This window comes from Pantoea sp. PNA 14-12 (assembly GCF_004364735.1).
Lineage (GTDB): Bacteria > Pseudomonadota > Gammaproteobacteria > Enterobacterales > Enterobacteriaceae > Pantoea > Pantoea stewartii.
In genome coordinates this window covers 217928-232168 of record NZ_SOAJ01000002.1, presented here as the reverse complement: position 1 = coordinate 232168, position 14241 = coordinate 217928, and the positions used below count along the sequence as shown (strand labels likewise).

Below are 14241 nucleotides of genomic sequence, written 5' to 3'. Positions count from 1 at the left end.
TCCTTGTGGCAGACGGACGGCAGGCCATGCTGGCATTAAGGATGAAAAATTACGCGTCTCGCTACTACCATACAAGTTGAAGTAGCGGAATTGTGAATGTAATCACGAACTGTTTACATTAAGGCCGGGAGCCAGGGCTCCCGTGAGAATTAACTCAGCAGGGCACACTGCGGCGGCAGGCGGCAGCTTAACGCGCCCGGCATGATATCGATGGTAAATGACTGGCCTGTCAGCGGTTCGCCATCCAGGTTAAAGGTCATTTCATGCGGTGAGCGAATCGTCAGGGACGATAAGCGCGTGGAAATAATGCCGGGATTCTCTTCATCGCCGGTCAGGGAATGCAGCAGGGTAGGCAGCAACTCCTGCGCGGTAACAATGCTGACGTCCAGCAGGCCATCGTTAATCAACGCCGACGGGCATAAACGCTGACCGCCTCCGGCCTGACGACCGTTGCCGATGCCGATGACCAGCGCATCGCCCTGCCAGTTAAAACCGGGCCCGGTAATTTCACAACTGTCCGGTTTAAGCGTGTCCATGCGCATCAACCCATGAATAAAATAGGACACGCCGCCCAGCGCGGATTTGAGTTTTTCCGGCGTCTCGGTCGTAATGCGCGTGCCAAATCCTCCGGTCGCCATATTAATAAAATAGTGATGCTGGTTAACGCGGGCGAGGTCGATATCACAGGCTTTACCCTGGATAGCCAGGCGCAAGGCGTGCTCAATCTCTTCAGGAATGCCGACGCTGGTGGCAAAATCGTTCGCTGTGCCCAGCGGCAGAACCCCCAGAACCGGGCGCTCATCCGCGTTGACCGACGCCAGTGCGGTAGCGATTTCGTTGACGGTGCCGTCACCGCCGCCCGCCACCACGGTTTCCGCCTGCAGTTCAAGGGCTTCTTCCACGTAACGCTCACCGTCTCCTTTTTCATACGTCACGCGCACGGCTATGTTAAAGCCCTCGGCGCGCAGCTTCGTGATCGCTTCACGGAGATCGTCATTACCTGCGCCTTTACCATTCAGGATTAGCAGCGTAAGCGATTGTTTGTCCATTATCTGTTCCTTGGAGATCGAAAGCGTAGTTAGTGGTTATAGCATAGCCGGAAGAGAAAAATGATTGGCGAAAGGGAGAAAAAAGAAAACCCGCACGGGGGAGCCGGGCGGGTGAATGAGGTGGATCCAGTTACTGCTGCTGATAATTGTTACTCATTGGTAGCAGGCAGCACTATAGTTCAGTAAAACCGAGCCGTCTGTGATCCTGTTCTTGCTTTTGTCAAATTTTGTCAGGCCGTGGCGTGAGCGGCATGCGGATCCTGGGTGTTCTGGCCTGGCGCAAAGTTACGCAGCAGCAAGGCAAACCGCAAATCTACCTCCGGCGGCACTTTCATCCAGACGCGATGCCCGTCTCCCGGGGCCACCTCTGTCGGTTCTCCACGGCTGTTTTGCAGGGCATCAAGGGTACAGATCAGGTTACCAGACGGCGTCATGATCTCCAGGCTGTCATGCAGAACAAATTTATTCTTTACCCGTACTTCCGCCCAGCCCTCGCGCTGTTCACCGCTGAACTCCCCGACGAACTGCTGGCGCTCTGAGACAGAGTAGCCGGTCTGGTAATTCTGGTAGCTGTCGTGGGTGTGACGACGCAAAAAACCTTCGGTATAGCCGCGATGCGCCAGGCCTTCCAGGGTTTCCAGCAGGGCAGAATCAAACGGTTTACCTGCCGCCGCATCGTCAATGGCTTTGCGATAAACCTGTGCGGTGCGGGCGCAGTAATAATAGGATTTGGTGCGACCTTCGATTTTCAGCGAGTGAACGCCCATCTGGCTCAGGCGCTCGACGTGCGCCACGGCACGCAGATCTTTCGAGTTCATGATGTAGGTGCCGTGTTCATCTTCAAAGGCGCTCATCATTTCGCCGGGTTTCATTTTCTCCTCCAGCAAAAACACCTTGTCGCTGGGTTGCCCAATGCCCAATGTGGGCGTCACGTCCTGCACGCTGACTGGCTGATGAATTTCAACAATGTTGCCGACGTCATCTTGTCTGGCTTCCTGCAACTGATATTCCCAGCGGCAGGCGTTGGTGCAGGTTCCCTGGTTAGGATCGCGTTTATTCATGTAGCCCGACAGCAGACAGCGCCCGGAGTACGCCATACACAGTGCGCCGTGCACAAACACTTCCAGCTCCATGTCCGGCACCTGCTCGCGAATATCGGCGATCTCCTCCAGCGACAGCTCGCGGGATAAAATCACCCGGCTTAAGCCCATTTGCTGCCAGAATTTCACCGTTGCCCAGTTCACGGCGTTAGCCTGCACAGATAAGTGGATGGGCATGGCCGGAAACGCCTCGCGCACCAGCATGATCAGGCCAGGATCGGACATGATTAACGCGTCGGGCTGCATCTCAATTACCGGCGTTAAATCGCGAATAAAGGTTTTCAGCTTGGCGTTATGCGGGGCGATGTTCACCACCACATAAAATTTTTTACCCAGCGCGTGGGCTTCGTTAATGCCTTTCGCCAGGTTTTCATGGCTGAATTCGTTATTGCGTACCCGCAGGCTGTAGCGCGGCTGGCCGGCATAGACGGCATCGGCCCCATAGGCAAACGCGTAACGCATGTTTTTCAGCGTTCCGGCGGGGGAAAGTAATTCGGGTTTCATGATGTGCTCACTGATGTCAGGTCAGCATGTCGCCTGGGCGACATGTGCAGGGGAAACCCTGCAAAAGGTGCGGAATTGTAGGCAGGGTGAAAACGGAAGTAAATTGATCTGGGTCAATCTAAATCAACTGGCAGACATCGGCTTCCCAGCGATAGCCCATGCCATATACCGCGCGGATAAAGGGTTGTTCGCTGTCCAGGCTTTCCAGTTTTCTGCGCAGGTTCTTGATATGGCTGTCAATGGTTCGGTCGGTGACAACCCGGTAATCGTCGTAGAGATGGTTTAACAACTGTTCACGGGAGAAGACTTTTCCCGGTTCAAGGGACAGCGTTTTCAGCAGACGAAATTCAGCGGGCGTTAAATCCAGCGGCTCATCACGCCAGCTGGCCTGAAAGCGGCTTTCATGAACTTTCAGCAAAGACGCGACGGGCGCTTCTTCGGGAGATCGCTTCACCCGGCGCAAAATGGTTTTGACCCGCGCCACCACTTCGCGTGGGCTGAATGGCTTGCAGATATAGTCATCCGCACCAATCTCCAGGCCCAGCAGGCGATCGATTTCTTCCGTGCGCGCGGTCACCATAATAATCGGCAAGTCGGAATCACGGCGAATCTCACGGCACAGCGTCAGCCCATCTTTACCCGGCAGCATCAAATCCAGCAGGATAAGATCGGGCGGCGTCTGTTTAACGTAGTCCAGTACCGCGTTGCCGTGCGCCAGATGATGCGTGCGATAGTTAGAGGCCTCAAGGTAATCAATCATCAGCTGTGCCAGCTTGGGTTCATCTTCAACCACAAGGATTAGCGGGTAAGTGTTTTCCTGGTTCATAATCTTCTAAACGGGAGGAACATAACGCAATTGTAGCGCGATTTTCAGCCCACCTAAATCCGCATGCGAGGCGCTGATGCTGCCACCGTGGGCATCAACAATGTTTTTACAGATGGCCAGCCCCAGGCCAGAGCCGCCGCTGGCGCGATTGCGCGAACCTTCTGTGCGGAAAAAACGCTCAAATATTTGTGCCTGTTGATCGCCTTCCACGCCGGGCGCGCTGTCCTCTACGGTGACGTGCCAGTAGGGCGCGTCATACCAGAGCCGCACCCGGACTTCGCCGCCGGCATCGGTGTAACGCAGGCTGTTTTCCAGCAGGTTAATAAACAACTGCATCAGCCGGTCAGGATCGCCAAAAAACGGCGCGTCATCCGGCATGTCGAGCTTCAGGGTTAAATCATGGCTGCGGTAGCGCTCGGTAAAATTGCCTGCGCTGATCTCAATAAGCTGCACCAAATCGGTGGCCTGCTTGCGATAGGCCAGTGCGCCGACGTCAGAGAGCGAAAGCTGGTGCAGATCATCCACCAGCTTGGTCAGCAGCGCTACTTCGCTTTGCAGAGAGGTAATCGCGTCTGGCGTGAGTTTACGTACACCATCCTGCATGGCTTCCAGCTCACCGCGCAAAATCGCCAGTGGCGTGCGCAGTTCATGCGAGATGTCGGCCATAAAGGCCCGACGCATACTTTCATTTTTCTCCAGCGAACTGGCCAGCAGGTTAAAGTCATGGGCCAGCTGGCCCAGTTCGTCCTGGCTGTCAACCTTAACCCGTGTGGCTAAATTCCCCGCCGCCAGATGATGCGTACCGTCTACCAGTCTTTTCACCGGTGCCAGCAAGCCCCGCGCCATCAGCCAGGTGACCAGGGCGGCAAGCAGAGTAGAGAGGCCCACGATATACCAGCTGGTTCGTCGCTGCTGCTGATCAAAATTGATATCGGTGCTGCGCGTCAGGCGCTCTGGCGGCGAGCTGATGATCCAGCCCACGACTTTACCGTTACTGAGCGTAATATCGTGACGTATCCCTTCCGGGGGAACCTGTGAGCGCGGGCCGACCATCACTTTGTAGTGCTGATCGAGTACCCAGAACTGGGTGCGCCAGCCGTGAGGCGGTAACTGGTTACTGCTGTCCGGGTTTTGCTCCAGCGAGCGCAGCATCGAGAAGATCAGCCGGTCGTTATTACGCAGAAAATCCCAGTCGCCATGCTGTTCATACTGATCGGCCAGCGCCGCACCCAGCAAATTCAGCCGCTGTTCATTCCCGCGTTTAATATAGTCGACAAAGCCATGTTCAAAGCTGAGCCGGACGCCCCAGTGCATGGTAATCAGGACCAGCATGCAGGTGGAGAATATGGCCATGAATAATTTGGCACCGATGCCAAAATGCAGGAACGATCTCATTCACTTCTCCGACGTCGCAGATCGACGCTTTTACTCATCTCTTTCGGAACCCGCCAGAACACCAGCGCAGGCAGAATAATGATCAGCGCCATACAGAGATAAACACAGATAAACGCCTGATGGCTTAAACCCTGTTCCCCGGACGTTGCATGACCAAACGCGCCCAGCAGCAGGCCCGCCACGGTTACGCCAATACTCATTGAGAGCTGCATGATCATCGATAACAGGCTGTTGCCGCTGGAGGCCAGGTCATCGGGTAGATCCTTGAGCGTCAGCGTGTTCATCGAAGAGAAGCGAATCGCATTCACCATGCCTTGCAGAAACAGCACCAGCGGCAGCATGACTGTCCAGCCGAGCATCGCCACCAGTGGAAACAGCAAGACCACCAGCGCCAGGCCTATGGTTGAACCCACCAGCACGTTGCGATAGCCAAACAGGTTAACAATGCTGACAACCACACGCTTCATGCCCATATTGCCCAGCACCATGGCAATCATCATCAAGCCTGCATGAAACGGGCTGAAGCCCATGCCGATTTGCAAGAACAGCGGCGTCATAAAGGGCAACATGCCGCTGCCGATGCGGCCAGTCAGACTACCGAGTAAGCCAATAGAGAAAATGCGGTTGTCGAACAGCTTCAGGCTGAACAGCGCACTGTCGTTTTGGCGCGCATGCAGCAGATAAAACAGAAGAGAGCCAGTGCCGATGAGGATCATCCCGGCCAGTAACAAGGCAGAGCCGCCGCTACTGCGTTGACCGTCAAGCGCCAGCGTTAACGTAGCCATTCCGGCGGCCAGCAGGACAAACCCGACAAAATCAAAGCGTCGCGGCGGCATCGCGTAGTTCGGCAGTAACTTCAACGTGGCGACGGCACCGATGATGCCGACCGGGATGTTAATCAGGAAAATCCAGTGCCAGCTGGCATATTCCACCAGCACACCGCCCAGTGCGGGCCCCAGCAGCGGCCCAATCTGGCCGGGCAGGGTGACAAAGGTCATCGCAGACATATACTGATCACGCGGTACAATGCGCATTACCGTCAGCCGTCCTACCGGCACCATCATGGCCCCGCCAATCCCCTGAATCACACGCGCCATGATAAGCTGATTCAGCGTGCCTGACAGGCCGCACAACAGCGATCCCACGCTGAACAGCACAATCGCGCTAAAAAAGATATTTCTCACGCCAAACCGGTCCGCCAGCCAGCCGCTCAGCGGCAGCGTCACTGCCACCGTGAGCACATAGGCCACAATCACCGAATGCATATGCAGTGGGTTCACGCCCAGATCGTGCGCCATTGACGGGATCGCCGTGTTGACGATGGTGGTGTCCAGCGTCTGCATAAAAAAACCAAAGGCAACAATCCACAACTGCCAGCGGACCGTGACGCTCTGCATGATATTTACCCCTTAATGCTGAGTGGCATTCATCCTCTGGGTGCGCGTTTTACGTCGCAGTTTGTCCATCATTAAGTACACCACCGGCGTGGTATACAGCGTGAGGAGCTGGCTCATGATCAAGCCGCCGGCAATGGTGATGCCCAACGGCTGACGCAGCTCGGCGCCGTCTCCGCTGGTCAGCACCAGCGGTAACGCGCCAAACAGGGCCGCCAGCGTGGTCATCAGGATAGGGCGGAAGCGTAACAGGCAGGCCTGGAAAATCGCCTCGCGGGCGCTCAGATTGCCGTTGCGTTCTGCGTCAAGCGCAAAGTCGACCATCATGATGGCGTTCTTTTTTACTATCCCGATCAACAACAGAATCCCGATCAAGGCAATCAGGCTGAACGGCGTATCAAACAGCTCCAGCGCCAGCAGGGCACCGACGCCCGCAGACGGCAGCGTCGAAAGAATGGTCAACGGGTGCACATAGCTTTCGTAGAGAATCCCCAGCACGATATAAACTGCCGCAACCGCAGCCAGCATCAACCAGAGTTGACTGCTTTGCGATTGCTGGAACGCCTGTGCGGTGCCGGCAAAGCTGCCGCGCACGCTGGACGGTACGCCAAGCGCCGTCATAGTGCGATCGATCGCCTCGGATGCCTGGGACAGCGACACACCTTCTGGCAGGTTAAAGGAGAGGGTTGACGCGGCAGACAAGCCCTGATGATTAACCGACAGCGGCGCGTTGGCCGGTTGCCATTTGGCGAACCAGGAGAGCGGGATGGGTTTGCCGTCGCTGTTAATCACAAACATCTGATCCAGTGAACTGATGTCCTGGGTATAGCGCGGATCCACTTCCATGACGACCTTGTACTGGTTCAGCGGCTGATAGATGGTGGAAATCTGACGCTGACCAAACGCATCGTTGAGCAACGCATTCGCTTCGGAAACATTAATGCCCAGCCGCGCCATGCTGGCCCGGTCATACGTCAGGGCCATTTCGCTGCCCTGATCCTGCTGATCGGAGTTAACGTCGGCCAGTTCCGGCAGGGCGCTAAAGGCCTGACGAATTTTCGGTTCCCAGGTGCGCAGCGCAGCCAGATCGTCTGTTAACAGAGAATACTGATAGCTGGCGTTGGCTTCGCGACCGCCCACCCGGATATCCTGCACCGCATTAAGATACAGGTTGGCACCGGGCTCCTTTGCCAGCTTGGTACGCAGGCGGGCAATCACCGCCTGTGCATTATCTTTGCGTTCGGACAAGGGTTTCAGGGAGATAAACATCAGGCCCATATTGGTGCGCATGCCGCCGGTAAAGCCCACCACGCTTGAGACATCCGGATCGGCCCCCACGATTTTCATGAAGTCCTGCAACTTACCGCGCATCGCCTGAAACGAAATGCTTTGGTCGGCAGAAATAAAGCCGGACAGGCGGCCGGTATCCTGCTCGGGCAAAAAGGTTTTGGGAATACTGATGAACAGCCATACCGTCAGGGCGACAGTGCCCACGAGCAACAGGATGACCCAGCGCGCATGGTTCAGCACGACGTTCAGAGAGCGGGCATAACCCTGTTGTACCGCCAGCAGCAGGCGGCCAATGCCCCGTCGCCGCGGCTGACTGCGCGGCGCATGGGGTTTCAGCAGGTAAGCACACATCATGGGCGTCAGCGTGATGGACACAAACAGCGAGATCAGAATAGCAACCGACAGGGTGATGGAAAACTCCGCGAAGAAACGGCCAATCAATCCGCCTGTCATCAGCAGCGGCAGGAAGACCGCGATCAGCGACAGGCTCATCGACAGCACCGTAAAGCCCACTTCACGCACGCCTTTGAGCGCGGCGGCCAGCGGTTTCATGCCCGATTCAACATGACGGGCAATGTTTTCCAGCACCACAATGGCATCGTCCACGACAAAGCCGGTGGCGATGGTCAGCGCCATCAACGACAGATTGTTCAGGCTAAAGCCGCACAAATACATGGCGGCAAAGGTGCCAATCAGCGAGACCGGCACGGCCGCCGCCGGAATCAGCGTGGCGCGACCTGAGCGCAGGAAAACAAACACCACCAGAATGACCAGGCCAACGGCGATAATTAGCGACTGCTCAACTTCTTCGAGCGACGCGCGGATGGTGGGTGAGCGATCCTGGGCAATCTGCAGATCGATCGCCGTCGGGATGATTTCGTGCAGTTCGGGCAGTTCAGCGCGAATACGATCAACCGTCTCAATCACGTTCGCATCCGCCGTTTTGCGAATCACCAGCAAAACGGCCGGTTTGCCCCGCGACATACCGGCGTTGCGCACATCCTGCACGGAGTCCTCAACGGTGGCGACATCGGACAACCGTACTGCCGCGCCGTTGTTGTATTGCACGATCAGCGGCTGGTATTCCCGGGCAGTTTGTAATGCATCGTTGGTCCGTAACTGCCAGCGCTGTTGCCCGTCTTCCAGCGCGCCCTGCGGACGGCGCTGGTTAGCGTTAGCGATGGTCTGACGCACCGCATCCAGCGACACGCCCTGATTAAATAACGCCTGCGGATTGAGCGCCACGCGCACTGCGGGCAGCGAGCTGCCGCCCACGGTGACATCGCCCACGCCATTAATCTGCGACAGCTTCTGTGCCAGCTGTGTCGACGCATAATCATAAAGCTGGGCTGGCGTGTACAGATCTGACGTCAGCGTCATAATCATGATCGGCGCGTCAGACGGGTTGGCTTTGCGGTAGGTCGGACGCGACGGCATGCCGGTAGGGAGCAGGCTCTGCGCCGCGTTAATGGCCGCCTGTACATCACGTGCCGCGCCGTTAATATCACGATTAAAATCGAACACCATAATAATGCGGGTCGATCCCAGCGAACTGGTCGAGGTCATTTCACTGACGCCTGCAATTCGGCCCAGCGAGCGCTCCAGCGGCGTGGCGACCGAAGACGCCATCGTTTCGGGCGAGGCTCCTGGCAGGGACGCTGACACCATAATGACCGGAAAATCCACCTGCGGCAGCGGCGCCACCGGCAGCAGGCGGAAGCCCAGAATGCCCGCCAGCGCAATGGCCAGCGTCAGTAGCGTCGTGGCGACCGGACGATGGATAAACAAAGCAAAAAACTTCACGGCTGCGCCTCCGTCTGACCCAGGCGACGACGCAGGTTATGCGCCAGGCGGTCAAACAGCAGGTAGATTACCGGCGTGGTAAACAGCGTCAGAATCTGGCTCAGAATCAGGCCGCCGACCATGGCGATCCCCAGCGGCTGCCTCAGCTCTGCACCCACGCCAGTGCTGAGCATCAGCGGTAATGCACCCAGCAGGGCGGCCAGCGTCGTCATCAGAATCGGTCGGAAACGCAGCAGGCAGGCCTGATAAATCGCATCATAGGGCTTCATGCCCTGTTCACGTTCCGCCGCTAACGCGAAGTCGATCATCATAATGGCGTTCTTTTTCACAATACCAATGAGCAGAATGATGCCGATGATGGCAACAATATCCAGCTCATTCCCACTTATCATCAGCGCCAGCAGCGCACCGACGCCCGCCGTGGGCAACGTGGAGAGAATGGTGATGGGATGGATAAAGCTCTCATACAGCACGCCGAGCACGATATACATCGCCACGACTGCCGCCACAATCAGCCAGACGGTACTGGTCAGGGCAGCCTCGAAAGCCAGCGTGCTGCCCTGGAACTGCGTCATCACCTCTGACGGCATCCCCAGTTCCGTCTCTGCCTGATTGATCGCTTTGGTCGCATCTTCCAGCGAATAGCCCTTCGCCACATTGAAAGAGAAGGTGGCGGAGGGGAACTGACTCAGGTGGTTAATCGTTAAAGGCGCATGGCGCTGGGCAATGCTGGCGATCGCGCTCAACGGCACGCTGCCACCATCAGTGCTGTTCAGACGAATACCGTCCAGGCTTTGCAGGCCCGGCATGGTGCTGTTGTCCTGTTCCAGCACCACGCGGTACTGATTCGCCTGAGTATAAATCGTGGAGATCAGCCGCTGACCAAAGGCGTCATACAGCGCGTTATCTACGTCCGCCATGCTGATGCCCAGCCGGCTGGCACTGTCGCGGTCCACTTTGATATAGGCTTCCAGGCCCTGGTCCTGCCAGTCACTGCTGACGTCACGTAGCGCAGGGTGTTTCTGCAGGGCGTTAAGCAGGGCAGGGACCCAGGTGCTGAGCGAATCCAGCGAACCGGACTGCAGAGTAAACTGATACGGCGTACGGCTGGCCTGGGTGTCAATTGTCAGGTCCTGCACCGCCTGCAACCACAAGGTGACGCCAGGAATTTTGCTGATCTGCGCTTGCAGCCGCTGCTGAATCTCCGGAATACGCTCGCTGCGCATATCCAGCGGTTTGAGGTTAATCTGCAACCGGGCGCTGTTGAGTGACGGATTGGTGCCATCCACGCCCACGAACGAGGTCAGACTCTGTACAGCCGGATCTTTCATAATCACAGAGGCAACATCGCGTGTCCGCTCCGCCATACTGGCGTAGGATACCGACTGCGGTGCCTCCAGCGTTCCCTGGATAATGCCGTTGTCCTGCTGCGGAAAGAAACCTTTAGGAATGGCCATCCACAGCAAAACCGTCAGCAGCAACGTGCCGAGCGCCACGGACAGCGTCAGCCAGGGGTGATTCAGCACCCGGCGCAGCCCACGACCATAAACGGCAATGATGCGATCGAACATCGCTTCGCTGGCACGGGAAAAGCGGTTCTGCTTACGCAGTGACTCGGCGCTGAGCATGCGGGCACACATCATCGGCGTCAGGGTGAGCGAGACCACCGCCGAGATCAGAATTGCCACCGCCAGCGTCACCGCAAATTCGCGGAACAGGCGACCAATCACGTCGCCCATGAACAGCAGCGGAATCAATACCGCAATCAGTGAAAACGTTAACGAAATAATGGTAAAGCCAATTTCGCCTGCCCCTTTCAGGGCCGCTGTCATCGGCTTTTCCCCTTTTTCGATATAGCGCGAGATATTCTCAATCACCACGATGGCATCGTCCACCACAAAGCCTGTGGCGATGGTCAGCGCCATCAGCGTCAGATTATTGATGGAAAAGCCCAGGAAATACATTGCCGCAAAGGTGCCAATAAGCGACAGCGGAACAGCCACGGCCGGAATGATGGTCGCGGGCACATTACGCAAGAACAGGTAGATGATCATCACCACGAGCGCCATTGCCAGCATCAGCTCATGCTGCGTATCGGTGACGGACGCGCGGATATTGGTGGTGCGATCGGTGACCAGTTTGACATCGACGGATTTGGGCAGGCTGGCAATCAGCCCGGGCAGCATGGCGCGAATATTGTCGGCGGTTGCAATAATATTGGCACCCGGCTGGCGCTGCACATTCAGTACGATGGCGGGTTCACGGTTAGACCAGGCACCCAGCCAGCTGTTTTCGGCACCCTGTTCAATCGTAGCCACATCGGCCAGCCGCACTGGCGCGCCATTTTTATAACTGACGATCAGCTGGCGGTAATCCTCGACCGATTTCATCTGATCGTTGGCTGACAGCGTAACCGAGCGGGTCGGACCATCAAGACTGCCTTTCGCGGAATTTACGTTGGCGTTGGTGATCGCCGTACGCACCATTTCGCTGGTCAGGCCCATAGAGGCTAATGCCTGGGTGTTCATCTTAACGCGCACAGCGGGACGCTGGCCGCCGGTCAACGTGACCAGGCCGACGCCGGTCACCTGGGAAATTTTCTGCGCGACGCGTGTTTCCACCATGTCCTGTACCTGGGTTAAGGGCATGCTGGTGGTGGTGACGGCGAGCGTCATGATGGGCGGATCCGCCGGGTTAACTTTGCTGTAAACCGGCGGATTCGGCAAATCGCTGGGCAGCAGGTTAGAGGCAGAGTTAATCGCCGCCTGCACTTCCTGTTCTGCGACATCGAGCGGCAGCGAGAGCTGGAACTGCAGCGTCACCACCGAGGCGCCGCCAGAACTTTGCGAGGCCATCTGCTTAAGACCGGACATCTGACCGAACTGACGTTCAAGAGGCGCTGTAATCGACGACGTCACCACATCCGGACTGGCACCGGGATACAGGGTAACAACCTGAATGGTCGGATAGTCCACTTCGGGTAACGCTGACACCGGCAAAAAGCGGTAACCCAGAATCCCCGCCAGCAGAATAGCAATCATCAGTAACGTCGTCGCGACCGGGCGCAGAATAAACTGGCGTGACGGTCCTCCGCTGCGGTCAGGAGGCATAACCTGCATTACTCTGACTCTCCTTTGGATGGCAAGCTGGCGCGGCTCTGTTTAGTTGCACTGCTCTGTGCTGCAACCACTTCCACTTTTGCCCCCTCTGTCAGGCGGTCAAGGCCATCCGTTACCACGCGGTCGCCCGCGCTCAGTCCGGCATTGATGACCACTTTCTGACTGTCCTGGAAACCGGCGGTCACGGTTTTCTTACTCACCTTATTTTCGCTGTTAATCACCCAGACAAAGTGGCCTTCGTTGCCCATCTGTAACGCGGCTACCGGAATCACGACGGCATCCTGCAACGTATTCACCTTCAGCCGGGCGTTGACGAACTGATTAGGGAAAAGCAGGTCATCCTGATTATCAAAACGCGCTTTGATTTTAATGGTGCCTGTCGTGACGTCGATCTGGTTATCCAGACTGAGCAGTTTTCCGCGCGCAATCAGGTGTTGATTGCTGCGGTCCCAGGCTTCCACCAGCAACGGTTCGCCACTTTTCTGCGCCTGCATGATCTGGCTGATATTGTTTTCGGCGACGCTAAAGACGACATCCACCGGATGCGTCTGAGTAATCACCACCAGACCATTGGTATCACCGCTGGTGATGTAGTTACCAATATCAACCTGCTTCAGGCCGACGCGACCCGCAATCGGGGACGTAATTCGGCTGTAAGTCAGGTTCAGCTGTGCGCTGGCAACGCTGCCTTCGTCGGCCTTAATCGTGCCCAGGGTTTCACTGACCAGCGCGTTTTGCGTATCCAGATCCTGCTGGGATACCAGCGAGGTTTTCGCCAGCTTCTGGTAACGGGCTAAATCACGGCGGGCGTTCGCAAGCGTAGCCTGATCGCGCGCCAGCTGGCCTTGAGCCTGCATCAGGGCGACCTGATAGGGACGCGGATCGATCTCTGCCAGCAGATCGCCGGCTTTGACCTGCTGGCCTTCCGTGAAATGGATGGCCACCAGGTTACCATCTACCCGGCTGCGTACCGTTACGGTATTGGCTGCGGTCACCGTACCCAAACCGCTAAGGTATTGCGGCACACTTTCTGTTACAGCGCTGGCAGCCTGCACGGGCGCAAGCGGTTTATGTCCACCGTTGCCTCTTTTGCCGTGTTCTGACTGGCTGGATGTTTCGTTGCCTGCGGGTTGGGCTGGATGCTTCCACCAGTAGTAACCGCCTGCAGCAGCGGCAATAACCACCGCTAAAATCAGGCCTTTTTTCATTCCAGGATGTCGGTTGTTCATTGTTATTGTTGCTCTCCAGCGATATCGTTCCAGGACGCGGGCGTAAACGTTAGCCTGCAAACCACGAATTGTAGTCGTCCCTGCGGGTAAAAATTTGAAGGAATTAAGGATATCTGTCAGCGCACCGTAAGTATGTCGGTTTTTTGAAAAAACGGCGTTGGCAAAGAGTCAGATTTGATGTGAAACAAGGCGGACTACGCTGACCACAGCGCGCCGGATCATATCCTGCCTGACCAGGAAATACAGGATTAAAAACAACTTATCCTTCAGGAAGATGACACATTCATCACCCAGCGCTTTACGCAGCCGTGCGCAGCATGAAGAAGGTCAGCGTTTAACCTTACGTTATGCCTGCTGAGACATTGAGCGCTGAGCAAGGGGGCGCGGCGCAAAGAGGAATAAGCATCATCTTCGATACCGCCGGGTCCGTCAGTAACGTGTATTGCCGGACTGGGCGCTATCCTTAACGCGGCAGAACCGGCTGACGCATGGTGCCGCTTTAACCCCGCTCAAGATTAAAGGGCAGAAGGGC

8 protein-coding genes are annotated in these 14241 nt (G+C 56.7%); all 8 read right to left on the bottom strand.

Features of this window, described 5'->3' with window-relative positions:
* Positions 1 to 149: 149 nt before the first annotated feature.
* The 8 genes from yegS to C7434_RS08705 all read right to left on the bottom strand — a co-directional run bounded on the left by yegS (position 150) and on the right by C7434_RS08705 (position 13709).
* Positions 150 to 1049, bottom strand: coding sequence for a lipid kinase YegS (yegS, locus tag C7434_RS08740; protein ID WP_033740523.1), 900 nt, complete (start codon positions 1047 to 1049; stop codon positions 150 to 152).
* A gap of 230 nt (positions 1050 to 1279) precedes the next feature.
* Positions 1280 to 2656, bottom strand: a complete 1377-nt coding sequence (gene yegQ / locus C7434_RS08735; protein ID WP_033740520.1) for a tRNA 5-hydroxyuridine modification protein YegQ — start codon at positions 2654 to 2656, stop codon at positions 1280 to 1282.
* A gap of 115 nt (positions 2657 to 2771) precedes the next feature.
* A complete protein-coding gene (gene baeR, locus C7434_RS08730; protein WP_033740518.1) occupies positions 2772 to 3479 on the bottom strand; it encodes a two-component system response regulator BaeR in 708 nt (235 codons plus the stop codon).
* Positions 3480 to 3485: 6 nt separating this feature from the next.
* Entirely contained in the window at positions 3486 to 4874 is a 1389-nt protein-coding gene (gene baeS / locus C7434_RS08725; RefSeq protein WP_006119887.1) for a two-component system sensor histidine kinase BaeS, read from the bottom strand.
* The gene (gene mdtD, locus C7434_RS08720) at positions 4871 to 6271 is read right to left on the bottom strand and encodes a multidrug transporter subunit MdtD (protein ID WP_033740515.1); all 1401 of its coding nucleotides are present in this window, start codon (positions 6269 to 6271) and stop codon (positions 4871 to 4873) included. The genes baeS and mdtD overlap by 4 nt, the downstream gene beginning before the upstream one ends.
* A 12-nt stretch (positions 6272 to 6283) precedes the next feature.
* Positions 6284 to 9361, bottom strand: a complete 3078-nt coding sequence (gene mdtC, locus C7434_RS08715) for a multidrug efflux RND transporter permease subunit MdtC (protein ID WP_033740513.1) — start codon at positions 9359 to 9361, stop codon at positions 6284 to 6286.
* Entirely contained in the window at positions 9358 to 12480 is a 3123-nt protein-coding gene (locus C7434_RS08710) for an MdtB/MuxB family multidrug efflux RND transporter permease subunit (RefSeq protein ID WP_033740511.1), read from the bottom strand. Before C7434_RS08710 ends, mdtC begins: the two co-directional genes overlap by 4 nt.
* Positions 12480 to 13709, bottom strand: coding sequence for an MdtA/MuxA family multidrug efflux RND transporter periplasmic adaptor subunit (locus C7434_RS08705; protein ID WP_039338138.1), 1230 nt, complete (start codon positions 13707 to 13709; stop codon positions 12480 to 12482). Before C7434_RS08705 ends, C7434_RS08710 begins: the two co-directional genes overlap by 1 nt.
* Positions 13710 to 14241 lie beyond the last annotated feature (532 nt).